The organism is Nonomuraea rosea (genome assembly GCF_039539705.1).
Lineage (GTDB): Bacteria > Actinomycetota > Actinomycetes > Streptosporangiales > Streptosporangiaceae > Nonomuraea > Nonomuraea rosea.
Genome location: NZ_BAABDQ010000060.1, coordinates 36,250 through 60,833 on the forward strand (window position 1 = coordinate 36,250; position 24,584 = coordinate 60,833).

Annotated in this window: 19 protein-coding genes; 11 read left to right on the forward strand and 8 right to left on the reverse strand. The window is 72.6% G+C overall.

The window, feature by feature from the left end; all coding sequences use genetic code 11:
- Positions 1 to 89 precede the first annotated feature (89 nt).
- The gene (locus ABEA43_RS62545; protein WP_345578617.1) at positions 90 to 1,493 is read right to left on the reverse strand and encodes an alpha/beta hydrolase; all 1,404 of its coding nucleotides are present in this window, start codon (positions 1,491 to 1,493) and stop codon (positions 90 to 92) included.
- Positions 1,494 to 1,595: 102 nt separating this feature from the next.
- On the reverse strand, positions 1,596 to 2,015 hold the full coding sequence (locus ABEA43_RS62550; RefSeq protein WP_345578620.1) for a hypothetical protein: 420 nt from the start codon (positions 2,013 to 2,015) through the stop codon (positions 1,596 to 1,598).
- 126 nt (positions 2,016 to 2,141) lie between these two features.
- Between ABEA43_RS62550 and ABEA43_RS62555 the strand changes: the two genes are divergently transcribed.
- The 4 genes from ABEA43_RS62555 to ABEA43_RS62570 are packed head-to-tail and all read left to right on the forward strand — an operon-like array spanning position 2,142 to position 10,460.
- Positions 2,142 to 3,833 (forward strand): TIGR02677 family protein, encoded by a 1,692-nt coding sequence (locus ABEA43_RS62555; RefSeq protein ID WP_345578623.1) that lies wholly within the window; start codon positions 2,142 to 2,144, stop codon positions 3,831 to 3,833.
- Positions 3,830 to 5,158, forward strand: a complete 1,329-nt coding sequence (locus tag ABEA43_RS62560; RefSeq protein ID WP_345578626.1) for a TIGR02678 family protein — start codon at positions 3,830 to 3,832, stop codon at positions 5,156 to 5,158. The genes ABEA43_RS62555 and ABEA43_RS62560 overlap by 4 nt, the downstream gene beginning before the upstream one ends.
- Positions 5,155 to 9,315: a TIGR02680 family protein gene (locus tag ABEA43_RS62565; protein ID WP_345578629.1), complete on the forward strand. Its 4,161-nt coding sequence runs from the start codon at positions 5,155 to 5,157 to the stop codon at positions 9,313 to 9,315. Before ABEA43_RS62560 ends, ABEA43_RS62565 begins: the two co-directional genes overlap by 4 nt.
- The gene (locus ABEA43_RS62570) at positions 9,312 to 10,460 is read left to right on the forward strand and encodes a TIGR02679 family protein (RefSeq protein ID WP_345578632.1); all 1,149 of its coding nucleotides are present in this window, start codon (positions 9,312 to 9,314) and stop codon (positions 10,458 to 10,460) included. Before ABEA43_RS62565 ends, ABEA43_RS62570 begins: the two co-directional genes overlap by 4 nt.
- Before the next feature lie 112 nt (positions 10,461 to 10,572).
- On the opposite strand, the gene ABEA43_RS62575 is transcribed toward ABEA43_RS62570, so the two are convergent.
- Positions 10,573 to 11,541: a carbohydrate kinase family protein gene (locus ABEA43_RS62575; RefSeq protein ID WP_345578635.1), complete on the reverse strand. Its 969-nt coding sequence runs from the start codon at positions 11,539 to 11,541 to the stop codon at positions 10,573 to 10,575.
- 148 nt (positions 11,542 to 11,689) lie between these two features.
- On the opposite strand from ABEA43_RS62575, the gene ABEA43_RS62580 reads away from it, so the two are divergent.
- The 5 genes from ABEA43_RS62580 (at position 11,690) to ABEA43_RS62600 (ending at position 16,380) form a co-directional block, all read left to right on the forward strand.
- A complete protein-coding gene (locus ABEA43_RS62580) occupies positions 11,690 to 12,676 on the forward strand; it encodes a sugar ABC transporter substrate-binding protein (protein WP_345578638.1) in 987 nt (328 codons plus the stop codon).
- 10 nt (positions 12,677 to 12,686) lie between these two features.
- Positions 12,687 to 13,649, forward strand: a complete 963-nt coding sequence (locus ABEA43_RS62585; protein ID WP_345578641.1) for an ABC transporter permease — start codon at positions 12,687 to 12,689, stop codon at positions 13,647 to 13,649.
- Positions 13,646 to 14,503: an ATP-binding cassette domain-containing protein gene (locus tag ABEA43_RS62590; RefSeq protein WP_345578644.1), complete on the forward strand. Its 858-nt coding sequence runs from the start codon at positions 13,646 to 13,648 to the stop codon at positions 14,501 to 14,503. The genes ABEA43_RS62585 and ABEA43_RS62590 overlap by 4 nt, the downstream gene beginning before the upstream one ends.
- A 31-nt stretch (positions 14,504 to 14,534) precedes the next feature.
- On the forward strand, positions 14,535 to 15,557 hold the full coding sequence (locus tag ABEA43_RS62595; protein WP_345578647.1) for a LacI family DNA-binding transcriptional regulator: 1,023 nt from the start codon (positions 14,535 to 14,537) through the stop codon (positions 15,555 to 15,557).
- Between the two features lie 211 nt (positions 15,558 to 15,768).
- The gene (locus ABEA43_RS62600) at positions 15,769 to 16,380 is read left to right on the forward strand and encodes a DUF7711 family protein (RefSeq protein ID WP_425570694.1); all 612 of its coding nucleotides are present in this window, start codon (positions 15,769 to 15,771) and stop codon (positions 16,378 to 16,380) included.
- Between the two features lie 79 nt (positions 16,381 to 16,459).
- Here the strand turns inward: ABEA43_RS62600 and ABEA43_RS62605 are convergent, their stop codons facing one another.
- From ABEA43_RS62605 to ABEA43_RS62615, 3 genes are all read right to left on the reverse strand, one after another.
- A complete protein-coding gene (locus ABEA43_RS62605; protein WP_345578653.1) occupies positions 16,460 to 17,161 on the reverse strand; it encodes a crotonase/enoyl-CoA hydratase family protein in 702 nt (233 codons plus the stop codon).
- 48 nt (positions 17,162 to 17,209) lie between these two features.
- Entirely contained in the window at positions 17,210 to 18,037 is an 828-nt protein-coding gene (locus ABEA43_RS62610) for a PIG-L family deacetylase (RefSeq protein WP_345578656.1), read from the reverse strand.
- 190 nt (positions 18,038 to 18,227) lie between these two features.
- Complete coding sequence (locus tag ABEA43_RS62615; protein WP_345578659.1) at positions 18,228 to 18,995, reverse strand: class I SAM-dependent methyltransferase; 768 nt, start codon at positions 18,993 to 18,995, stop codon at positions 18,228 to 18,230.
- 207 nt (positions 18,996 to 19,202) lie between these two features.
- Here ABEA43_RS62615 and ABEA43_RS62620 point away from each other — a divergent pair, with 207 nt between their 5' ends.
- Positions 19,203 to 20,612 carry a hypothetical protein gene (locus tag ABEA43_RS62620; RefSeq protein ID WP_345578662.1) on the forward strand — a complete coding sequence of 470 codons (1,410 nt, stop codon included), beginning with the start codon at positions 19,203 to 19,205 and terminating at the stop codon, positions 20,610 to 20,612.
- Here ABEA43_RS62620 and ABEA43_RS62625 read toward each other — a convergent pair.
- Entirely contained in the window at positions 20,609 to 22,018 is a 1,410-nt protein-coding gene (locus tag ABEA43_RS62625; RefSeq protein WP_345578665.1) for a tetratricopeptide repeat protein, read from the reverse strand. The two genes, ABEA43_RS62620 and ABEA43_RS62625, sit on opposite strands and share 4 nt — an antisense overlap.
- A gap of 136 nt (positions 22,019 to 22,154) precedes the next feature.
- Between ABEA43_RS62625 and ABEA43_RS62630 the strand changes: the two genes are divergently transcribed.
- Positions 22,155 to 22,973 carry a DUF1206 domain-containing protein gene (locus ABEA43_RS62630; RefSeq protein ID WP_345578668.1) on the forward strand — a complete coding sequence of 273 codons (819 nt, stop codon included), beginning with the start codon at positions 22,155 to 22,157 and terminating at the stop codon, positions 22,971 to 22,973.
- Positions 22,974 to 23,113: 140 nt separating this feature from the next.
- On the opposite strand, the gene ABEA43_RS62635 is transcribed toward ABEA43_RS62630, so the two are convergent.
- Positions 23,114 to 24,208 (reverse strand): glycerophosphodiester phosphodiesterase, encoded by a 1,095-nt coding sequence (locus tag ABEA43_RS62635; RefSeq protein ID WP_345578671.1) that lies wholly within the window; start codon positions 24,206 to 24,208, stop codon positions 23,114 to 23,116.
- Positions 24,209 to 24,584 lie beyond the last annotated feature (376 nt).

Below are 24,584 nucleotides of genomic sequence, written 5' to 3' on the forward strand. Positions count from 1 at the left end.
GCCACCACCGCCACGCAGGCACGGCCGGGGTTGACCCGAACGTCACCAGCCCCACACCGGCGTGTGGGACTGGTGAGGCGCGCGGCCGGTCAGACCCGGGCGCAGGCGCCGGGCCGCGGCGCCCTGGCCGTGATCAGGTAGCGGTCGATCTGCCGCTCCAGGCACGACGAGCCGCCCCGGTACGCGGTGTGGCCGTCGGCGTCGTTGGTCAGCAGCACGCCCTTCGACAGCTGCGCCGCCAGGTCCTTCGCCAGCTTGTACGGGGTGGCGGGGTCGCGGGTCGTGCCCACCACCACGATCGGCGGCGAGCCCTCGGCCCGCACCTTCCTGGTGAACCGGGTGCCCTTGACCGGCCAGTACGGGCACCGCGACTCCGGATGGTCCAGGCAGTTGATGGCCGCCAGCGCCTCGTACTGGTTGGCGTACGTCCCGTCGGGCCGCCTGCCGTTGTAGGAGTCGGCCAGGCCCAGCAGGTACGTGCCGTCGCCCTTGTACGCGGCCGACAGCGCCTTGCGCAGGTACGGCCAGGAGGCGGTGGAGTAGAGCGCGCTCATCACGCCGGTGCGCACGATGGCCTCGCTGACCTGCCGGCCGTCATAGACGTTGCGCAGCGGCGCCCGGTCGGCCCGCCGGTACAGCGCGTCCAGCTTGCGCAGCGCCGCGCTCACGCTGTGCTTCCTGAACGGGCACCCCTTGGTCGCGAAGCAGTCGCGCAGGAACGACTCCATCGCCACCTTGAAACCGAGCTGCTGGGAGCGGGCGAACTCGGGGCCCGTCTGGCTCGGGTTCTCCGCGCCGTCGAGCACCATGGCGCGGATCCTCCTGGGGAACAGGTCCGCGTACCTGGCGCCGAGGTAGGTGCCGTACGACCAGCCCAGGTACGTCAGCCGCGCCTCGCCCAGCGCGGCCCGCAGCACGTCCATGTCGCGCGCGGTCTCACCGGTGCCGACATGCGCGAGCAACTGCTTGCCCGCGTTGGCCGCGCACGCCTTCGCGAACGCCTTGGACCACTGCTTGGACGCCTTGACCTCGGCGCGGTCATCGGGCGTCGGGTCGGTGGCGAACAGGGCGTCCAGGCCGAGCGTGCCCAGGCACCGCACGGGGGAGGAGCCGCCCACGCCGCGCGGGTCGAAGCTGACCACGTCGAACCGCTGCCGCACGGACGCGGACACGATCGCCTTGTTCGCCTTCAACGCGTCCACGCCGGACATGCCGGGTCCGCCGAAGTTCAGCACGATCGAGCCGGTCTTCTCACCGGTCGCCTTGAGACGGATCAAACTGATCTTGATCTGTTTGCCGCCGGGGCGCGAATAATCCAGTGGAACCCGTAATTTCGCGCATTCATATCCGCTGCCGCACCCGGACCAGGCCAGGCGCTGACCGTAGAAGCCGTCGAGCGCGCCGGGCGCCGCGGCCCGCGCCGTACCGGCCAGACCCGCTACGGCGATGAGGCTTGCGATAACGGGCGCAATGATGGTGAACAGACGTCGCATAATCAAAAGTTGAAGGAAAAACCTTGCGAGGCTCTTTAAGAGCACTGGCATAGATCCCTTGCAAGTGCCCCTGCGGGCCTCGGCGCGGCGTCCGGTCCGGCGTCAGTCGGCGCCGGAGACGTAGCGGGTGACCTCGTCGGCGAGCTGGTCGAGCGCCCGGTCGAGCAGCTCGCGCACCTCGGCCGCGCGCTCGCTGGAGTCGGGCTCGTCCAGCAGGGAGATGTGGACCGTGACCTCGCTCGTCCCGCCCATCGCGTCCGAGACCTGGAGCCAGCCGGCGTAGCCGGGGTGGTCGCGGCCGCCCCACTCCACCCTGAGCTGCTCCGCGGACACGCGGAACAGGCCCTCGTGCCGGCCCGCGCCGGGCACCAGGTCGCCGTCCGCCTCGATGATCCCGGAGCCGCCGCCGCTCACCGACAAGCCCCGCGGCAGCCACCGGTCCATCAGGTCCACGTCGGACGCGACACCGAACACCAGCATGCTGACTGCGGGCATCCCACGCGTCGCCTCGAACTCCGCCATCTCAGCCCCCGTTCCAATGCTGCCGCCGTACCCTCGTGATCTGCTCGCAAACAGCGGCCGGGAGGACGGGGTCTCCCGCTACGGTTGCGGCAGGCGGTAAAGGTACGTCGAGGGGGGAGCGGGGCGATGGCGGAGCTGCCACGGGTGCCGCCGGAGATGTTCCGGTTCACCACCACAGAGCGGGCAGATCTGCACACGGCGGTCCTGTACGCCTTCGGCGAGGCCAACGAGCGGCTGGAGACGGCGCTGACGGTCGACGAGGTGCACGAGCGGCTGCGGGCCGTGGGGTGGTTCGCGCCGGTCGCCGAGCAGGAGCTGGCCGGCACGCTCAAGCAGCTCGTCGGCTGGGGGCTGCTCGACGTGATCTTCAATCACGCCGGGAGCTTCGCCACCGCCGAGGAGTACGAGCGGAAAAACCTGCAATATTCGCTGACCAAGCGGGGCGAGGCGGCCTTCGCCGGGGTGCAGCACGCGATGGCGATGCTGGCCTCCGCCGGGGCCCTGCAGACCGCCGTGCTCGACGCGATCGCCGACCGGCTGGGCGAGCTGGAGTCGCTGCTGAGCGACCCCGACCCCGGCCGTAACCGGCGCATCTTCACCAGCCTCCAGGAGCTGGAGGGGCACCTCGACGGGCTGCGCAACAACACCAAGCAGTTCAACGGCGAGCTGCAGCGCCTGCTCCGGGTCGAAGGGACGGATCTGACCACGTTCCACGAGGTCAAGTCGGCCACGGTGGCCTACTTGCAGGAGTTCGTGACGAACCTGGAGCAGCGCGGCGACGTCATCGCGGCCGCGCTGCGCGGCGTGGCCGGACACGGGGTCAGCGTGCTGCACGCGCGGGCGCTCGACGGCGCCGACCTGCCGAAGGTGCCCGGCGCCGATCACCGGACCCCGTGGCTGGCGGCCAGGGCGGCCAGGTGGGAGGGGCTGCGGCTGTGGTTCGCGCCCGGCGACGGCGGCGTGCCGCGGGTGCGCCAGCTGCACGACGTGGCGCGGCGGGCGATCGTGTCGCTGCTGCAGGTGCTCGACCGGATCACCGACTCGCGCCGCCGCTCCTCCAGCGCCGCCGCCGACTTCCGTACGCTGGCCCGCTGGTTCGCCACCGCGCCCGGCGAGGACGACGCGCACCGGCTGTGGGACGCGGCGTTCGGGCTCGGGCCGGCCAGGCACGCGCATCTCGGGCACGCCGACGCCGAGCTCATCCCGGCCGGGGTGCCCTGGCAGGAGGCCGAGCCCGTCGCGGTGTCGGCGCTGCTGCGCTCGCGCGGGCGCACCGAGCGGATGGGGCGCACGGGGCGGGTCCGCGACGTGGTGGCGCTGCGGGCCGAGCGCAGGGCGCGGGCCGAGAAGGAGCGGGCCGAGCTGGAGGCCGCCTGGGCGGCGCTGGCGACCACGGGCGCGATGCGGCTGTCGCAGCTCGGGGAGCTCGATCATGAGACGTTCGGGCGGCTGCTGGACCTGCTCGGGCGGGCGCTGGCCGAGCGGCGCGACTCGACCGGGTTCCGCCGCGCCGTCACCTCCGACGGGCGGGTGGAGATCGTGCTGCGGGCGCCCGACGACGGGGCGGTGGCGGTCCTGCGTACGTCCGAGGGGTGGTTCAGGGGGCCCGACTACCTGATCGACGTGCGCTCACTCGGCGTCGCCCGCGACCGGGCGCCGGTCCGGGACGAGACGCGTGAACGGGCGTCGGTCTGGGATGAGACGCGTGAACGGGCGTCGGTCTGGGATGAGACGCGTGAACGGGCGTCGGTATGGGACGAGACGCGCGAACGGACGGCGGGCCGGGACGAGGCGCGCGGGCGGGCGGCGGGCGCATGAGCAGTCTGGCCAACCAGCTCGTCAGGGCGGAGAAGGAGGAGATCGCGCGCGCGATCAGGACCCTGCTCGGCCGGCCGCTCGTGTCCCTGCACGACGACCCCGCGGCCTTCGACCTGATCAGGAAGCGGCGGCAGCCGCTGACGCAGTGGTTCGACTACTTCTGCGGCTGGCGGCTGGTCGTCGAGCCGCGCCAGGGGTACGCCCGGCTGGTCAAGGTCAGGTCCGCGGCGAGCGCCACCCGGCCCGCCCGGCGCCGCCGCACGACCAGGGCCCCGTTCGACCGCCGCCGCTACACACTGCTGTGCCTGTGCGCGGCCGAGCTGCTCACCTCGCCGGTCACCACGATCGGGATGCTGGCCCAGCGGGTCGCCCAGGCGGCGGCGGTGGAGGCGGAGGTCCCCGGGTTCGACCCGGTCAAGGCGGACGAACGGGCCGCGTTCGTGGACGTGCTCAAGCTGCTGGAGCACTACGGCGCGGTCACGGCGATGGACGGGGCGACCGACTCCTACCTCGCCGACGAGGACGCCAAGGTGCTCTACCGGGTGGACACCACCCGCGTCATCAGGCTCCTCGCCGCACCGGTGCCGCCGTCGCGCGTCGCCGCCTCTGAGGAAGATCCCGACCCGGCCCCCGGCGGAGACCTGGCCCCCGGCGGAGACCTGGCCCCCGGCGGAGACCTGGCCCCTGACGGAGACCTGGCCCCTCGAAACGGCTCTGACGGCGGGGATCCTGCCGGACGGCTCGCCGCGCTCACCACCGCGCTCACCACTGAGGCGCGTTACGGCGGCGGCGAGCCGACCGAGACCCAGCGCAACCTGTGGGCCAGGCATTCGCTGATCCGCCGCCTGCTCGACGAGCCCGTCGTCTACCGCGACGAGCTGACCCCGGCCCAGTCGGCCTACGCGGCCTCGCTCACCGGCCGCCAGATCATCCGGCGCGCCGCCGAAGAGGCCGGATTCGTCCTCGAAGAGCGCGCGGAGGGTTTCCTGCTCATCGACACCGAGGCCACCGCCACGGACACCAAGTTCCCCGACGACAGCAGCCACGCCAAGGTGGCCGCCCTGCTCATGCTCGACCTGCTCGTCTCGGCCGGCCCCGTGAGCGCCGCCCGGCTCGACACCGAGGCGGCCGGCCTGCTGCGCCGCTTCCCGCAGTGGGCGAAGGCCTACCAGTCCGACGGCGGCGGGCCGCGGCTGGCCGCCGACGCGCTGGAGGTGCTCACCCTGTTCGGGCTGGCCCGCCGTACGGGTGACCGGATCGCCGCCCGCCCCGCGGCGGCCCGCTACAGAGTCGAACGCGGTACGGAAGCCCAGGAGGATTCATGACCGTCACCGAGCTCACCCCGGCGCGCGCGGCGCACGGAGTGGACCCGCGCTGGACCCCCGTACGCGCTGGGATCCTCAACGTGTGGCGCTACTACGACGAGGTGTTCGAGTTCCACCGGGGCCGGCTGCTGCTGCGCGGTCCCAACGGCAGCGGCAAGTCCAAGGTCCTTGAGCTGCTGCTCCCGTACGTGCTCGACGCCAGCCTCAAGCCCAGCAGGCTGTCCACGTTCGGCGGCACCGAGCGCACCATGCACTGGAACCTGATGGGCGACGGCGCCACCGGCACCACCCGGGTCGGCTACGTGTGGCTGGAGTTCCGGCACGCCGACGGCCGCTGGTTCACCTGCGGCGCCCGCCTGCAGGCCACGGTCCACACCAAGAACGTCACCGCCGCCTACTTCACGACCGACGCCCGCGTCGAAACCGGCGCCTCTGACAGCACCCCGGGCGGCGTCCGGCTCACCGGCGACGGCGGCCAGCCGCTCACCAAGGCGCAGCTCGCCGACGAGCTCGGCACCACCGGCAAAGTGCACGAATCCGCCGAGACCTACCGGACCGTCGTGCGCCAGACGCTCTACCGGGCGCTCAACGAGCAGCGTTACGACTCGCTCCTCACCGCGCTGCGCCAGTTGCGCACCCCCAAGCTGTCCGAACGCCTCGACCCCGGGCTGCTGTCCGACCTGCTGTCGAGCGCCCTGCCGCCGCTCGGCGAAGGCGAGATCCACGAGATCGCCGAAGGGTTCGAGCGGCTCGACCGGCAGCGCGAGGAGCTGCGCCTGCTCGACCGCGACGTGGAGGAGGCCGATCGGCTGGCCGGCCGGCAGCGGGGCTACGCCCAGCGGGTCCTGCGCGCGGCCGCCGCCGCGGTCACGTCGGCCGGGTACGCCCTCGACTCGACGGCCGCCGAGGCCAAGGCCAAGCGGGACGCGCTCAAGGAGGCCGAGCACGAGCTCGCGTCCGCCACCGCGCGGCTGGGCGAGGAGGAGGCGCAGGAGCTGGCGCTGGCCGCCCAGATCGACGGGCTGAAGGAGAGCGAGGCCTACAAGGCGGGCGGTGACCTGCACCGGCTCCGCATGGACGCGCAGACCGCGCACGAGCTGGCGGCCCGGCTGCGTGACCAGGCGGGGGTGGCGGCCCGGTCGTCCACCGCCAAGCAGGAGCAGTCCGCGCTGGCCGCCGCCGGCGCCCGCACGGCCGAGAGCCTCGCCGACCGTGCCAGGACCGAAGCCCGCCAGGCCGCCGAACGCGCCGGCCTCCTCGGCGTCCACGAGGAAAGCGAACGCGCCGGCTCGGTCCGCGACGCGAGCGGATCCGCCGTGTCCGCCCGTGAGGAGCGCGGATCCGCCGGACCGGCCCGTGAGGAGAGCGCGCGCGCCGGGTCCGGCGCGGAGGTGGGGGAGGGGGAGCGGGCCGCCGACGGGGAGGAGAGCGTGCGGCGGGCCAGGGAGCTGCTGCGGGCCGCCGTCACCAGCCGGGCCGCCCAGATCAGGGAGGTCAGGGCCGCCGCCGCGGCGCACGGCGAGGCGATCAACCGCCGCACCGCCGCCGAGCACGACCGCGACCGCGCCCGCGACGACCTCGCCACCGCCCAGAGCACCCACGACCGGGCAGAACGCCTGCGCGACGAGCGGGCCGCCGACCTGGCCACCGCCCTGGGGGAGTGGGCGGCGGGCTGCGTCCAGCTCAAGCTCGCGCCGGAGGAGCTGGCGGGCCTCGCGGACCGGTTCGAGGAGGCCGACGAGCTGGTCGGCACCGCCCGTACGAACGCGGCGGTCCAGCTGGCCGCCAGGGAGCAGCACCTGGGCGGGCTGCGCGAGGCGATGCACGCCGAGCGCGCCGAGCTGGTCCGGGAGCGCGCGCGTCTCGACGAGCAGACCGTGCTCGAACCGCCCGCACCGCACACCCGCAGCGCCGACGCCAGGCTGGGCCGGCCGGGAGCGCCGCTGTGGCGGGCCGTCGCGTTCAGGTCCGGCCTCGACCCCGTCGCCCAGGCGGGCGTGGAGGCCGCACTGGAGGCGTCGGGCCTGCTCGACCTGTGGCTGCGTACCGACGGCGGCTTCGACCCCGGCGAGCACGACGCCTTCGCCGTGGCCGCCCTGGCCGCGCCCGCGCCCGGCTACAGCCTGGCGCATGTGCTGCTGACGGAGTCGGACTCCCCGGTGAGCGCCGACACCGTGCTCGGCGGCATCGCGTTCGCGCCCACCGCGATGGGCGTCGACCACCCGGCCGTCATCGGCGCCGACGGCACCTGGCGGCTCGGGCCCGCGGCGGGCCGCTGGGTCAAGCCCGAGCCGTCCTACATCGGCGCCACCGCCCGCGAACGCGCCAGGCGCCGCCGCATCGCCGAGCTCGACGACCTGCTCGGCGAGCTCGCCGGCCGGCTCGCCGAGTGCGACCACCTGCTCGCCAACCTCGCCGCCTCCGGCGAGATGCTGGCCGCCGAGCTGCGGCGCAGGCCCGACAGGAGGCCGTACGCCGACGCGGTCCAGGCGCTCGACAGCGCGGTGAAGAAGGTCGCGCTGCTCGAGGACCAGCTACGCGTGCACGAGCAGCGCCTGCACGAGCGCGAGAAGGACGTCGGCAGGTCGCTGCGGCGGCTCACCGAGCTGTCGGCCGGCCACGCACTGCCGACCGCGCTGCCCGCGCTGGACAACCTGGAGGAGGCCCTGCGCACCGCCGAGGCGACCGGCACCACCTGGCACGACCGCCGCGCCGACGCCCGCGCCGCCAGGGAGCGCGCCGGGCACGCCGCCGAGACCGCCCGCGAATACCAGGACCTCGCGGTCGAGGCCGTCGAACGCGCCGAGGAGGCCGCCGGCGCCGCCGTCGTGCTGGCGGAGAAGCTGGCCGCCGTCGAGTCCACGGTCGGCGTCGAGCACCTGCGCGTCCTCGAACAACTCCAGGAGACCCAGGTCGCCTACCAGGCCTGCCGCCGCCTCATCAAGTCGGTCAACGACGGCCTCGCCCAGCTCAACGCCCGGCTCGGCCAGCTCAGGGGAGAGCTCGGCACCGCGGAGGAGAAGCGCGCCGAGGCGGGGCTGGCGCGGGACGCGGTGTCCGAACGGTTCCGCCGCCTGGCGGCCGGGCACCTGCCGGTCGACGCGAAGGTGACGATCGAGCTGGCCGCCGAGGCGGGCGTGCGGGCCGTGCTGGAGTCGGCCAGGGCCGTGGCCGAGCAGCTCGCGGCGGTGCCGTACGAGCAGAAGAACGTCAGGGAGGCGGAGGCGCGCCTGCAGGACGCCTTCCACCACGCCAGGGAGATCCTCGCCGACCGGGCCGATCTGGAGCTCGCCCCCGACGACGACGTGCAGATGCTCACCGCCACCGTCAGCGGCGTGCGCGCGGGCGCCGCCGCGCTCAGCAAGGCGCTGCGCAAAGAGCGCGACGACCGGCGCTCCGACATCACGGAGGCGGAACGGGACCTGTTCGACCGGACGCTGGCCGGGGACACACGGCGGCACCTCGCCGACCGGATCAGGCAGGCGAGCGCGCTGGTGGAGGGCATGAACCAGCGGCTCGAACGCGTCCGCACCGCCTCCAGGGTGGCGGTGCGGCTGGTGTGGCAGGTCGACCCGACCCAGTCCGCGGGCACGCGGGCGGCCCGCGACCTGCTGCTGCGCGACCCGGCCGGGCTGGACGAGGCCGACAAGGAGGCCCTCTACGTCTTCTTCAGGGACCGGGTGGAGGAGGCGCGGGCCGACAACTCCTCGGCGAGCTGGGAGGACCAGCTCATGAAGGTGCTCGACTACACCGCCTGGCACCGGTTCATGGTCAAGCTGGACCGGGGCGACGGGCAGGGCTGGCAGGACCTCACCAGGAAGCTGCACGGGGCCCTGTCCGGCGGGGAGAAGGCGATCGCGCTGCACCTGCCGTTGTTCGCCGCCGTGGCCGCGCACTACCAGACCGATCCGGGGTGCCCGCGGTTCATCCTGCTGGACGAGGTGTTCGTGGGGGTGGACAAGACGAACCGGGGGCAGGTGTTTGACCTGCTGGTGAACCTGGGGCTGGACCTCGTGCTCACCTCCGACCACGAGTGGTGCGAATACCGCGAGCTGGACGGCATCGCGATCCACCAGCTCATCACCGGTGACGGGGACGACGCGGTGACGACGGCCCGGTTCGTCTGGAACGGCTACCGGACGGTGGCGACGGAATGACCGTTCCCGAGCGGTTGCGGGCGGCCGGGCTGCGGCCGGTGTGGCAGGCCCTGCACGAGCGCCTGTCCTCCGGTCACCAGGTCAGCCGGGTGCGGGTGGCGGGGCTGGAGACCGAGCAGCAGGCCGCCGTCGCCGACCTGCTCGGCCTCGACCGCTACCCCGGCTCCACGATCACCATCGACGTGGCCAGGCTCGAAGGGGTGCTCGGCGGGCTCGACGTCCGCACGGTCACCGAGGCGATCGCCGGCCCGCTCGACGACCGCCGGCGCAGGCGCGCTGACCGGCAGGCCGAGCGGGCGGCGCTGCTCGACTGGTTCGCCGCGCATCCGGTGGTCGCCGCCGAGCCCGCGCTGCTGGCGCTGTCCGCCGTACGTGCCGGTCGCGATCTGCTCGAACAGGCGCTCGCCGTGCTCGCGGCGCTGCCCGCGGCCGGTCGGCCGCTGGCGGCGGTGGCGGCCGACGTCACCGGCGACCCGCACGCGCTCGACGAGGGCACGCGGCTGTCGTCACTGGTCCTGAAGGCGCTGTCGGTGCTCTACGACGTGCCCGCCCCGGAGGGGGCGCAGGCGCGGCGGGCGCTGTGGGAGCGGGCGGGCGTGGCCTGCGACGCCCTGTCCACCACGGTGCTCGTCGCGGGGCTGCGGCCGGAGGGCGACTCCGCGCTGGCCAGGGTGCTGCGGATCTGGGACGGCCGGGCCAGCGTGATCACCCTCGCCCAGCTCACGGAGCCGTTGACGGTCCGGGAGCGGGACGTCTGGGTGGTGGAGAACCCGACCGTGCTCGCCCTGGCGCAGCAGCGGTTCGGCGCGGGCTGCCCGCCCATGGTCTGCACCTCGGGGTGGCCCAACAGCGCCGTGGTCCGCCTGTTGCGCTCGCTGCCGGGGACCCGGCTGCGCTATCACGGGGACTTCGACGGGGAGGGGCTGCGGATCGCCGCGTACACGATGGCGAAGACCGGGGCCGAGCCGTGGCGGATGTCCGCCGCCGACTACCTGAGCGCGCTCGGCGACCGTCCGCCCAGCCGATTGCCGCCCGGGCGGGTGACGGACGCCCCGTGGGATCCGGAGCTGGCCCCGGCCATGCGCGCGCACGGGCTCGCGATCCCGGAGGAACTGGTCGCCGGACACCTGCTCGACGACCTGTAGCGCGGCCGGGCGCGGGACCCGTCCGCGGCCCAGGCGGGACTGGCGAGCACCCTGGCGCGGGACCCGTCCGTGGGCCGGTGCGGGGCCGCTCGGAGGGCTGGCGCGGGGCGCGTCAGCGGCCCGGGGCGGGCTCGGCGAGTTGTGCGGCCCACGGGGGGTTCGCGCCCGCGACGGAGCAGGTCATGGCCGACACGCGGGCCGCGAACTCCGCCGCCTGCACCGCCGTGGCCAGGTCGAGCCCGTCGAGCCGGCCGCCCAGCAGGCCCTTCGCCCCGAGGTCGTGCAGCAGGCCGGCGGTGAAGGAGTCGCCCGCCCCCACCGTGTCCACGACCCGCACCCGCGGCGCCGGCACGGTGGCCCGCGCGCCGTCCAGCGAGAGCAGCGCGCCCGCCGCCCCCCTGGTGACCACCACGAGGCGGGCGCCGGCGGCGTGCCAGGTGTCGCAGGCACGTTCCACAGGGACACCCGGCAGGAGGTATTCGAGGTCGTCGTCGCTGAGCTTGAGAATGTCGGCCGACTCGCACCACCGGGCCACCTGGTAGTCGTCCCTGGCGGCGAGGGTGGGCCGGACGTTCGGGTCGATCGAGATCGTGGCGTGCGCGGCGGCGGTCCGTACGAACTCCTCCACCGCCGTCCTGCCCGGGTCCCTGACCAGCGCCAGCGAGCCGGTGTGCAGGCAGTCGGCCTGGCCGAGGCGCGGCAACCCCAGCTCGTACGGTGTCCACTGCCAGTCCGCGGTGCCGCCGGCGTAGAAGGTGTAGGCGGCGTGGCCGTGCGCGTCCAGAGAGGCGACGGCCAGCGTGCTCGGCTCCTCGGCCGCGACGGCCGCCGACAGGTCCACGCCCGAGGCGGCCAGGTGCGCGCGGAACAGCTCGCCGAACGCGTCGCCGGACAGGCGGCCGAGGAAGCGGGCAGGCGTACCGAGCCGGGCCAGTGCCACCGCCGTGTTCGCCGGCCCGCCCCCGGGCAGCACCCGCAGCGCCAGCTCGGCCGGCCCGCCGGGCGATGAGTCCGGGCCGCTCGGGGACGGGGGCCGAGCGGTGAAGCTGTCCGCGACGCATTCGCCCAGAACAGCGATCATCGGGCCTGCCTTTCCGGCACGTTGCCGATTTGTTACGACACGGGGGCATTGACGTTTCTGGAATCGGAGTCCATCATCGCAGCACAGCCGATGTCAACGATGACATATGTCAACGATGACATCGAATACCCCCTGATAGGAACCGCCCATGAACGTTAAGCTTTCGGCCGGCCTCCTCGTCGCTGCGCTGCTCGTCACCGGCTGCGGAGGGAGCGGCGGCAGTGGACAGAGCGCGTCCACCCCCAAGGTCGGCCTGATCACCAAGACCGAGACCAACCCGTTCTTCGTCAAGATGAAGGAAGGCGCGCAGAAGTCGGCCCAGGCCAACGGCATGGAGCTGATGAGCGCGGCCGGCAAGTTCGACGGCGACAACGCGGCCCAGATCACGGCCATCGAGAACATGGTCGCCGCCGGCGTGAAGGGCATCCTCATCACCCCGAGCGACACCAAGGCCATCATCCCCGCGATCAAGAAGGCCCGCGACGCCGGCGTGCTCGTCATCGCCCTCGACACCCCCACCGAGCCGCAGGACGCCACCGACGCGCTGTTCGCCACCGACAACCTCAAGGCCGGCGAGCTGATCGGCCAGTACGCCAAGGCCGCCATGGCCGGCAAGCCCGCCAAGATCGCCACGCTGGACCTGGCCCCCGGCATCACGGTCGGCCAGCTCAGGCACGACGGATTCCTGAAGGGGTACGGCATCCAGGAGGGAGACCCGTCCATCGTCTGCTCCCAGGACACCAGGGGCGACCAGGCCAAGGGCCAGACCGCCATGGAGAACTGCCTGCAGAAGGCCCCCGACATCAACGTCGTCTACACCATCAACGAGCCGGCCGCCCTGGGCGCGTACACCGCCTTGAAGGCCAAGGGCCGCGACAAGGACGTGCTGATCGTCTCCGTGGACGGCGGCTGCACCGGCACGAAGGCCGTGCAGTCGGGCCAGATCGCCGCCACGAGCCAGCAGTACCCGCTCAAGATGGCCGAGGACGGCGTCAAGGCGGTCGCGGCGTTCGCCAAGAACGGCCAGAAGGCCTCCGGCTACACCGACACCGGCGTCACCCTGATCTCCGACAAGTCCGTGACCGGCGTCGAGGCCAAGGACACCGCCTTCGGCCTGGCCAACTGCTGGGGCTGACATGGCAGTCATGGAAGCGACGCTGCCGCGCCGCCTGATCAGCACGCCCGTCGCCGGCCCGCTGGCGGCGCTCGTCCTGGCCGCCGTGTTCTTCGGGCTGAACTCCGGCCAGTTCTTCACCGGCTCGAACTTCTCCCTGATCATCCAGCAGGTCATGGTCGTCGGCACGCTGGCCATCGGGCAGACCCTGATCATCCTGACCGCCGGCATCGACCTGTCGAACGGCGCCATCATGGCCTTCGGCGGCATCGTGATGACCAAGCTGGCCGTGGACTCGGGGCTGCCGCCGGTGCTCGCGCTCGTCGCCGGGCTCGCGGTCTGCTCGGGGTTCGGGCTGGTCAACGGGTTGCTGGTGACGCGGATCTCGCTGCCGCCGTTCATCGTGACGCTCGGCATGCTGAACGTGGTCTTCGCGCTGACCCACATCTACTCCGACGAGCAGACGATCACGGAGCTGCCGGCGCTGCTGACGTTCCTCGGGGAGACGTTCCAGGTCGGGCAGACGAACGTCACCTACGGCTCGCTGCTGACGATCCTGCTGTTCCTGGTGTTCGCGTACCTGCTGGGGTCCACCGCGTGGGGCCGGCACGTGTACGCGCTGGGCAACAGCCCCGAGGTGGCCCGGCTGACCGGCATCAGGACGAACCGCCTCACCGTGGGCGTCTACACGCTGGCCGGCTTCGTCTACGGCATCGCCGCCCTGCTGCTCGTCTCGCGAACCGGCGTGGGCGACCCGCAGGCCGGCCAGACCGACAACCTGGACAGCATCACCGCCGTCGTGCTCGGCGGCACCAGCCTGTTCGGCGGCCGGGGCCTGGTGATCGGGACGCTCGTCGGAGCGCTCATCGTGGGGGTGTTCCGCAACGGGCTGCAGCTCATGGGCGTACCCTCGATCTACCAGACGCTCATCACGGGCATCCTGGTGATCCTCGCCGTCGCCGTCGACCAGCTCTCCCGCAGGAGGAACCGATGACGGCAGAAGAACCGCAGACCCCGGCGCCCCAGCCCGGCGTGGCGCGGACCCCCGTGCTCCAGGCCCGCGGCCTCGTCAAGAAGTACGGGCACGTGACCGCGCTCGACGGCGCCGACTTCGACCTGATGCCCGGCGAGGTGCTCGCGGTCATCGGCGACAACGGCGCGGGCAAGACCAGCCTGATCAAGGCGCTGACCGGCGCGGTGCAGCCCGACTCGGGAGAGATCCTGCTCGACGGCCGCCCCGTGCGCTTCCGCGACCCGCTCGACGCGCGCAAGCACGGCATCGAGACCGTCTACCAGGACCTCGCGGTCGCCGCCTCGCTCGACATCGCGACGAACATGTTCCTCGGCCGGGAGGTCCGCAAGCCGGGCGTGCTCGGCAGCGTCTTCAGGATGCTGGACAAGAAGCACATGCGGGAGGAGTCGGCCAGGCACATGGCCGCGCTCAAGATCGGCCTGCGCTCGCTCACCCAGCCGGTCGAGTCGCTCTCGGGCGGCCAGCGGCAGGGCGTGGCGGTGGCCAGGGCGGTGGCCTGGGCCACGCACGTCGTGGTCATGGACGAGCCCACGGCGGCGCTCGGCGTCAAGGAGTCCGGCCAGGTGCTCGACATGATCAAGCGGGTCCGCGACCGGGGCACGCCGGTGGTGCTGATCAGCCATAACATGCCGCACGTGTTCGAGATCGCGGACCGCATCCACGTGCAGCGGCTCGGCCGCAGGGTCGCGGAGATCGCTCCAGGAGATCACAGCATGGCCGAGGTGGTGGCCATCATGACCGGCGCGCTGCAGGTTTCCGACGGCAAGGCGGTGGTGGCCGACCAAGGTGCGGCGGAGGCCATCGGCCTGTCCTGACGAGGATTTCGGGGACACTAGCATGGGCGAAATGCGGCGTCCGACGATGGCTGATGTGGCGCGTGAGGTCGGTGTCACGGCGAAGACCGTCTCGCGGGTGCTCAACGACGAGGGTCCGGTGGCCGTCGACACCCGCGAGCGGGTCATGGCGGCGGTCACGCGGCTGGGCTACCAGCCCAACCTGATGGCCCGCAACATGCGGGTCGGCGCGCGGGACGCCGCGATCGGCCTGGTCATCCCGGAGATGGGCAACCCGTTCTTCGGGACGGTCGCGGGCGGCATCGAGAGCGCCATCCGCACCCGCGGGCTCACGCTCATCGTCGGCTCCTCCAGCGAGACGGCCGGGCTGGAGCAGTCCCTGATCGCGACGTTCCTGGCCCGCAGGGTGAGCGCGCTCATGGTCGTGCCCTCGGCCGCCAGCGACCACCGCCACCTTCGCTCCGAGCGGGTGGCGGGCCTGCCGATCGTCTTCCTCGACCGCCCGGCCGTCGGCATGACGGCCGACAGCGTGGTCAGCGCCAACAGGGAGGGGGCGAAGACGGGCGTCGCGCACCTGATCGCCCACGGCCACCGCAGGATCGGCTTCGTGGGCGACCTGCCCGCCACCCTCTACACCCGCCGCGAACGCTTCCAGGGCTACCGCGACGCCCTCTACGAGGCGGGCCTGCCGTTCGACCGGTCGCTCGTGGAGAGCGGGCACGACCAGGAGGCGGCGGCGCACGCCACGATGCGGCTGCTGGGTGTGGGGGATCCGCCGACGGCGCTGTTCGCGGCCAACAACCTCGCCTCCATGGGGGCGGTGGTGGCGCTCTCGCGGGCCCGGCGCAGGGACGTGGCGCTCGTCGGGTTCGACGACCTGCCGCTGGCCGAGGTGCTCGATCCGCCGCTGACGGTCGTGGCCCAGGACCCGGCGGGGATGGGGGCCGCGGCGGCGGAGCTGGTGCTGTCGCGGCTGGACGGCGACCGGTCCAAGGCCCGCAGGTCGCTGGTGTCCACCAAGCTGATCCCCCGCGGCTCCGGCGAGCTCCGCCCGTCAGGGGTCCCGGCGTCCTGACGGGCTGCGGCCGCCGGCCTCGGGCGCTGGGGTCTCCGCGCTTGACCGTGGGTCAGCAGGCCGAGCGCAACGCTGTACGTCCCGGCCGCGCCGCACGTCGAACGACACCGGCGCGTCCGGGCGGGTACAGCGGCACGGCGGGGCGGCCAGGGACGTCGGAGAGGCCGAGGAGGCCGTACGCTGGCCGGGGTCGGGTGGGAGGCGGTTGAACGTGCAGTACCGGCGGGCGGTGCGGAGGCTGAGGGTTCTCGCCGAGGAGTGCGAGCAGACCAGGCGGGTGCGGGTGGACGAGCCCTTCCTGCGCGCGGCGTACGTCTACGGCGACCTGCTCGCCGGGGCCGATCCCGTCGATCAGATCGAGGTCGTCTTCGTGCTCAACCTGCCGCCGGAGCAGGTGACGTGGGGGACGAATCCGCCCGGCACCGCGTGGCTGGTCGACTTCCTGCGGCTGGACAAGGGCGGGATCGCCTATCGATGGCGGTCCTTCCTGGACCCGGTGCCGAACCAGCTCATCCGCGACCCGGTCCGCTTCTGGTCCCTGGACGGGATCGACGAAAACGTGCTCGGGGCGCTCGCCGAGCGGCGCTTCGACCTGCTGAAGCACGCGGCGAGCGATGCGGCGGAGACCCCGGCACAGGTCGCCGGCGAGCTCCAGGCCGCGCTGGGCCACCTGCGGGCCGTGCACCGCTCCTACTGGGACCGGAAGTGGCGCCGGGAACATCGGGGGCTCGGGCGGTATCCGGAGCACCACCTGTGGGAGGCGGTACAGGGCTACCTCGACCTGCTGGACGCGGAGGACGAGCAGCAGAACGACAAGGGCTGAGGTCAGCGCCCGCAGGTGGCACTGGACAGCGACGAATCGAGGCCCGCGATCGTCCCCCGGTGCGCGGTGCGCGGTGCCGTTAGGCGCTTGGCGTGGGGTCGGTGGCGAACTCCTTGGCGATCCCGGCGCGTACGGCCTCCAGAGTGGGCTGCCTGGCGCGTAGCTTGCTCGCCGCGTGCGCGCGCCGGTCGAGGGTGGACAGCGACTCGGCGGTGCCGCGGGCGACGTCCCACACCCGGGCGGGCTCGACCGCCCGGTCCAGGAACCCGGCCGCGACGGCGTCCTCGGGCGCGAACGTCTCCGCCAGCGTCACCGCCCGGGAGAAGCAGGCGGGCGTGAGGCGGTGCCTGAGGATCTCCACCGCGGCGTACGGCATCGTGATCCCGATGGCCACCTCGTTGGCCACCAGCCGGTACGGGCCCGCCGCCCCCACCCGATAGTCGCCCGACAGCAGCAGGAACGCGCCCATGGCCACCGCGTGCCCGGTGCAGGCGATCACCACCGGAGCCGGGAACGACAGCAGCCGGGCCGCCAGCTCGAACCCGCCCCTGACCAGGCCGGCCGCCTCGGCCCCGCCCGCCCTGAGCGTCGCCAGGTCGAACCCGGCCGAGAGGATCCCGTCCCGGCCGCCGAGCAGAACGGTCGCCGAGTCGGCCGCCGCGCGGTCGAGGGCGGCGTTCAGCTCGGCGATCATGGCGGGCGAGATCGCGTTGACCTTGCCGTCGTCCATGGTGAGCGTGGCGACGGAGTCTTTGAGGTGGTAGCCGACGAGGGTCCGCATGGCAGCCTCTTCCCGTTGGGAGCAGGCTCCAGAATAATGTTCCGGAGGCTATCCGTCACGCAGGCCGGCGAACAGGTCCTCCTCGTGGCCGGGGGCGTTGACCTTGTTGATCTTCCGCTCGAACGCCTCGTGCGAGAACGCCCGCTGCTGCGCCTCCTCGGGCATGCGGAGCAGGAAGATGTTCTCGCCCTGGCTCTCGTGTGCCCGCAGCGCCTTGAGCTTGCGCTCGACGAAGGGGGAGACGTCGATGATGCTGGTGACCCGCTCGTCGGGGGTGCCGAAGTCATCGGAGGGCTCGAAGCCGCCGAGGTCCACCCCGTTGTCGCGCATCATCTCGAACATCTGCTTGATCGCGGAGCGAGGCATGGCCGTGTAGTAGAACTTGTCGGGAATGCCGGTCGACTCCGTGGCCGCCACCGTGATGCGGTGGGTCTGGACGTGGTCCGGATGGCCGTAACCGCCGCCACCGGTCTCGTCGTAGGTCACCACGACCTGCGGCCGGTAGTGCTCCATCAGGGCGGCCAGCTTGCCGGCGGCCGTCTCGACCGGCACGTTGGCGAAGGCGTCGGGGTGCGCGTTGGTCTCCCAGCCGTCCATGCCGGAGTCGCGGTAGCCGAGCAGCTCCACGTGGTCGATGCCCAGATGCGCGACCGACTCGCGCAGCTCGGCGAGCCGGCGCTCGGCGACCGCCGCGTCGTCGTGACCCGGCTCGCCCGGTTTCACGCCGCCCTGGTCGTCGCCCTGCTCGCCGTTGGTGCAGGTGACCAGGACCGTGCGGATGCCCTCGTCGGTGTAACGCGCGAGGATGCCGCCCGTGCTCAGGCACTCGTCGTCGGGGTGAGCGTGCACGACCATCAAGGTGAGTTGCCGATCCATGGGCCGAACACTACCGGCCGCCTCCGACACTTCCCCTCCCGGTCCGGTACGTCGGCCGGTCCCGGTTCCGCCCGGTCCGGTACGCCGTCCCGCAACGGCCGTTCCAGCCCGATTCGGTACGCCGTCCCCCAACGGTCGTTCCAGCTCGCCCGATTCGGCCCGCTACGGCCCTCCCGGGTCGCCCGGGGGGTCAGCCTGTCAGGCGGGCCTTCCAGATCTCCTCGCTGGGCCACTGGTGCGCCCAGTCCGCCGAGACCTCCCCGTAGTCCCGGTGCGCGGGCCTCGGAGCCTGGATCTCGATCAGCTCCTCGACCGCGAAGCCGCACGACCGCAGCAGCGCCAGCATCTCGCCATGCCCCAGGGTGAACTCGGTGGACGTGCCGCCCTCCAGCCGCCGCAGGCCGAACTGGGGACGGAGCAACGCGGTGGCCGCCTGCCCCTCGCCCGGCACACACAGCGCGAACAGCGGCGACCGGCGGACGAACACGAGCAGGCCGCCGGGCCGCACCAGCCGCGCGGCCTCGGGGATCCAGCGGTAGGGGTCGCACCACAGCGACGCGCCGTACTCGCTGATCGCCAGGTCGAAGCTGTCGGCGGCGCACGGGACGCGCTCGGCGTCGCCCAGCACCAGCGGGAAGCCGATCCCGAACTCCGCCTGCATCGCTCGCGCCGTGGCGAGCTGCTCGCGCGAGATGTCGACGCCCAGCGGCCGGGCCCCCGCGCGGGCGAGCCACGACGAGACGTACGCGGTCCCGCAGCCGAGCTCGATCGCCTCCATCCCGGCCACGTCCCCGGGGAACACGGAGACCTGCGACTCCGGGCTCGCCCACAGCCCCCAGCACGGCTCGGCCCGCGCCCACGCGTCACGCGCGAGCGGGCCGTGGTACCCGGCCGCCTCCTCGTCCCAATACCGCCGGTTCAGTTCGATGTGATCGGCGCGCTCCCGGTGCATGGTCATGAGGCTCATTGGATCCGAGGGCGAACGTGACGGCAACGGATTTAACGACCCTCTGGGCGAGCGCCCCCGCCTACGCCGGCGTGCTGGTCTGGCCACGACTGCATAACGCGGGCATAACCGCTTCCGGTGACGTCCAGGTTATCGGCGCCCCGCTGGACTACCTCCCCTACGACCGGGACCACCCGGCCACGTCCGGGGGAGACGACCATGGCAGCCACTCTGACGCACCCGCGCCTGCGCGATCCCGCCGCGCAGACCCGGCCGGGACATGGGCTGTTCGCCTGCGTGCTCGCATGGGCCGCCGCGCTGCGGGTGCTGGTCATGCTGGCCTACGACACCGCTCAGGTCTACTGGTACGACTCCTTCACGTACCTGGACACGGCCGTCCACCTGCGCCCGCAGGGTGCCTTCCACCCCGCCGGGTACTCGTGGTTCCTGTGGGCCCTGCGACCGTTCCACAGCGTGGAGCTGGTCGTGGGGGTGCAGCACGCGATGGGGCTCGGCGTCGGCGTGATGATCTACGTGTTGCTGCGCCGCCTGTCACTGCCCGGCTGGGGGGCGGCACTGGCCGCGGTGCCGGTGCTGTTCGACCCCGCCTTCCTCCGGCTGGAGCACGCCGTGCTGTCGGACCTGCAGGTCATCGTCCTCGTGGTGGCCGCGCTGCTCGTCCTGATGTGGCGGGCGGAGATCACCACGCGGGCTGCGGCGTCGGCGGGCCTGCTGCTCGCGCTCGCGGGCCTGACCCGCACCGCCGCCGTCCCGCTGATCGTCCTGGCCGCCCTCTACCTGCTGCTGCGCCGCGCACCCTGGCGGCGCGTGCTGACCCTGGCGCTGGCGGGCGCGCTGCCGCTGCTGGCCTACGCGGGGTGGTACGCCCAGCACCACGGCAGGTTCGCCCTGAGCGGCTCCGACGGGGTCGCCTTGTGGGCCCGCACCATGACCTTCGCCGACTGCTCGATCATCCAGCCGCCCCCGCAGGAGGCCGCGCTCTGCCCGAACGGCACCGTCGCCGACGCCGCCTCCGAGTACGTCTGGGCCGCGGGCGCCGCGATCAACCGCCTGCCCGGCGACCGCTTCACCCACAACGACCTGGCCAGATCCTTCGCCTTACGCGTGATCGCCGCCCAGCCGCTCGACTACCTGCGCGAGATCGTCCGCGACACCTCGCTCGCCTTCACCTGGGAGCCCGTCGCCCATCCGAAGCGGATGAGCGTGTCCGCCTCGTTCCCGCACGGCTCCTGGAGGCTGCCCGAGGAGCACGCCCTCATCGGCCGGGTACGCCGCGAGTACGACCCCGCCATCCGGGGCATGAGCTCCGTCGAGCCGTTCGGCACCGTCCTGGCCGCCTACCGGTATCCGTGGTTCCTGCACGGCACGCTGTTCGGAGTGCTGCTCGTGGCAGGCGGGCTCGGCTCGATCGGCCGCCGGCGGCCCGCGCTGCTGCCGTGGTCGTTCGCGATGTTCCTGCTCGTGGCACCGGTGGCCGCGCTCGACTTCGACCACCGGTACGTGCTGCCCGCCATACCGGTGACGTGCGTGGCGGCCGCGCTCGCCGTACGGGGTATCAAGGGTGAGCGCAGCCTCGTCTCCGGTGAGGTCGCCGAGGCGGGTGGCTAGCCGCGGGCGGCGTCCCGTACCAGGTCGCCGGCGCGCAACCGGGCGGTGGCCGCCTCCGCGTCGCGGCCCAGCGCGTCGGCGAGCGCCGCCTGCTTGAGCCAGTTGTACGGACTGCACGGCCGGACGTTGATCCGCTCGCTCACCAGCACCCGCGCCACGTCCTGGAGCCCGCCCCGCAGCGCCGCCTCCAGCAGCGTCTTCTGCACCGCGTCCCGCTGCGCGTGGCTGCCGCCGAACTCGTTGATCCGGTGCCTGATCGGGTACAGCAGGTCCACGACGGCCGGATAGTCCTGCCGCCCGAACGCCACGATCGCCCGGCACACCGGCAGGCCCACGCGCAGCGTCATGTCCCGGTTCGTCACCCCGGGACGCGGCTCCAGCACGTACGCCTCACGCGTCGCGATCAGCTTCTCCGCGTCGCCCACCCGCCCGGCCCCCACGTACGCCATGACCGCGTGCATGTCGTTGAAGGCGTAGAACGGCTCGGAGACCCGGCCCGGCCACGCGTCCGCCAGGGCCCGCCAGCGTTCGTCGAGCTCCGGCTGCCCGGAGCCCTCCAGGTGGAGCCGCCAGAGCAGCGCGGCCGCGTCCAGCAGCTCCATGCAGGACTGCCCGTCGGCCAGCACAGAGTCGTACACGGCCAGCGCCCGCGGCACGTCGCCGGACTCCAGCGCGTACAGGCAGTAGTGCCACCAGTTGTGGATGTTGAAGAACGTGCCGGCCGACCAGTCCGGCAGCCGCGCGTCGAGGTAGCGGACGCCGTCGCCGAACCTGCCCTGCATCTCGTACGTGTGCACCACCGCGTGGATGCCCCACACGTCACGGGCGTTCAGCTCGACCGCGCGCAGCCCCACCTGTTCCGAGCGGTCGTAGTGTCCCGCCTCCTCCAGGCCGAAGGCGTACATGCCCAGCACATGCCCGAAATGCCGGTCGTCCTCCCGCCAGCCGCTCAACGCGCCGCCGATCCTGTCGCGCAGCGAGCGCGCGTCGCCGGTGAAGAAGTCCACCTGGTGCCCGGCGGCCAGGGCCAGGGCGTCGCGCGGGTGCCGCACGGTGATCTCGCCCAGGAGCCTGCCGCACGTCAGGAAGTCGCCGTCGAGCAGGGCCTGGACGGCCGCCACGTGCGCGCGTTCGCGGGGGAGCAGCGAGGTCTCGTCGATCCTGCGGCGGAAGGCGCCGAAGCGCACCCGCGCCGTCCTGGCGTCCTCCACCTCGGTGGTCAGCAGTCCCAGGTACGCCGACAGGACGTTGCCCATCGGGAAGTCGGGTGACTCGGTCAGCGCCGCGTTCGTCTCGGCGTCGACCTCCACCCGGAAGTGCAGCAGCTCGTCGATCGCCTGGTCGTAGTGGCGTACCGCGGCGGCGCTCGCGCCGGACATCGCGAGGCCGTGCTGATCGGTGGTCACCGATCCAATGTACCCACCGATCCGGTCGGAAATAGGAGGCCAAGCGCCCGCGGATACCGGTGACCGGGCACGCGCGCATGCTTAGACGGTGGTTTCCCGGGCACTCGTGCATCTCCTGAACCCCCTTGGAGGAACGGTGAACACTGCGGAGAGCGCGGGACGCGAGGCGAAGAGCGCGGTGCGGCGCGCGGCGCGCAGCCGCACACTGGACGTGCTGGCCCGGGTGGGCCTGGCCTGCCGCGGGGTGCTGTACGCGCTGGTCGGCGTCGTGGCGGTGCAGATCGCCGCCGGTGACCGGTCGGAGGAGGCCGACAAGGCGGGAGCCATCTCCACGCTCGCGGAGCTGCCGTTCGGGGCCGTCCTGCTGTGGATCATGACGGCGGGCTTCGGCGCGCTGACGTTGTGGCAGTCGTCGGAGGCGTTGTCCGGAGGCGGGAAGGTCATCGACAAGGTCGAGTCGGTGGGCCGGGTGGCGGTGTACGTGCTCATCATCATGACGCTGCTGAGCATCCTGACGTCGGGGCACGCCACGTCCGACGACGAGAAGTCGCAGGACCTGACGGGCCTGCTGCTCGGGCTGCCGGGCGGGCGGTTCATCGTCGGGGCGCTCGGGCTGGGGCTGGCCGTGCTGGGGGCGTACTGGGTGCGCCAGGGTCTGACGAAGAAGTTCAGGCAGGAGCTCGACCGCGGGCGCATGTCCCCGCGGGCGCGGACCGTGATGGACCGGCTCGGGCTCGGCGGGTACATCGCCAGGGGCGCGATCGGCGCGCTGGCCGGGGCCTTCGTCGTCCAGGCGGCGATCACCGTCGATCCGGACAAGGCGGGCGGGATCGACGCGACGCTCAGGCAGTTCGCCGACACCCCGGCGGGACCGTGGCTGCTCGGCGTGGTGGCGCTGGGCCTGCTGCTCTTCGCCGGCTACTGCTTCGGCGAATCCCGCTGGCGCCGCACCTGAGCCGCCACACCTGAGCCGCCGCACCTGAGCCGCCACACCTGAGCTGCCGCGCCAGGGCGGCGGCTCAGACGTGACGGCCAAACGGCCGGCTGAGGTCAGAAACGGCTCGGGGTCAGGCGGCTCGGCTCAGGCGGCTCGGGTCAGGCGGTCAGTTTGGCCACCACGGCCCGGCCCATGGCGGGGTCGTCGCAGAACGCGCCGTCGATCCCCAGCTCCACCAGCCTGGACAGCCACCCCATCACGTTCCCCGTGGCCCGCGGGTACACCGGGCTGGCCGGGTTCCCCATCCGGTAGTCGGCCGGAAGCTGCGAGTTCTCGTTCCGCACCGTCCAGACGTGCACGTCGAGCCGCCTGCGATGGGCGTCGGCGACCAGCGTGGTCGGCTGCGTGGTGCGGCCGGCGGCGTCCACGGGCACGACGCGGCGGGTGTCCACGCCGATGCCGTCAGCGTAACTCGCCACCTCGCGCAGCCCCTCCGGGGTGACCATGTCGTCGTAGGTGCGCGTGCTGCCGGTCGCGATCCAGTCGTACGGCGCCCCGCCGAACGTGATGAGCTGGATCAGCGGCAGCCGGGTCCTGGCGCGCAGCTCGCGCAGGTTCGCGGTCTCGAAGGACTGGATGTACGCCTTGCGCACCCGGTTGCGGCTCAGCACGTCGAGCAGCGGCTCCTCCAGCGACAGGCCGATGGAGTCGAAATAGGTCGGATGCTTGGTCTCGGGGTAGACGCCGACCCCGTGCTGGAGCGCGAGCCGCACGACCTCCTCGAAGGTCGGGATCTCCGGCAGCCCGTCGAACGCCGTGTTGTCCGGCCGCAGGTCGGGGACGCGCTCGCGGGCCCGCAGCGTCTTCAGCTCGCTCAGCGTGAAGTCCTCGGTGAACCAGCCGGTGACCGGCCGGCCGTCCACGGTCTTGGTGGTGCGCCGGTCGGCGAACTCGGTGTGGGCGGCCACGTCGGTCGTGCCCGAGATCTCGTTCTCGTGCCGGGCGACCAGCACGTGGTCCTGGGTGGAGACGAGGTCGGGCTCGATGTAGTCGGCGCCCATCGCGATGGCGGCCTCGTACGACAGGAGGGTGTGCTCGGGCCGGTGGGCGCTGGCGCCCCGGTGCCCGATCACGAGGGGAGCGTGGCCGCGGCGGTCCGCCGTGGCGGGAGGTGTCTGGATCAGCACGACGGCGACCGTACCGCCGGCGAGGACGCCGGCCAGCACGCTCGCGAGTAACCTGCGCAGGGTCATGCGCGCACCGTAGACCTCTGAGGTGGACCGCTCGTTACGGGTGAGCACACAGAGGAAGACGTACGGGAACGTCCCTTTGCCGGGTGCCGCGCCACGCAAGCCACGCAACCATTCCCCGCAAATATTTGCAGAAGGTTGCGTATTCCGGACGTCGGCTCTTACGTGAGGCTTCGAGAAATTCGCAGCTCGTTACACCCCGTCTGACAGGCAGAAAGAGACTTCACAACAGAGCCTGCCCTTAGTCCATTCTTTGCGAAATCTCGTCGAAATATTGCGGGAATCTGCGCGACATCCTATGGTTCGGCCAACCGCCTGACCCGAAGGGCCACCCCCATGCGAGCAGTCTTAGCCGCCCTTACGCTCCTCCTCGCCACCC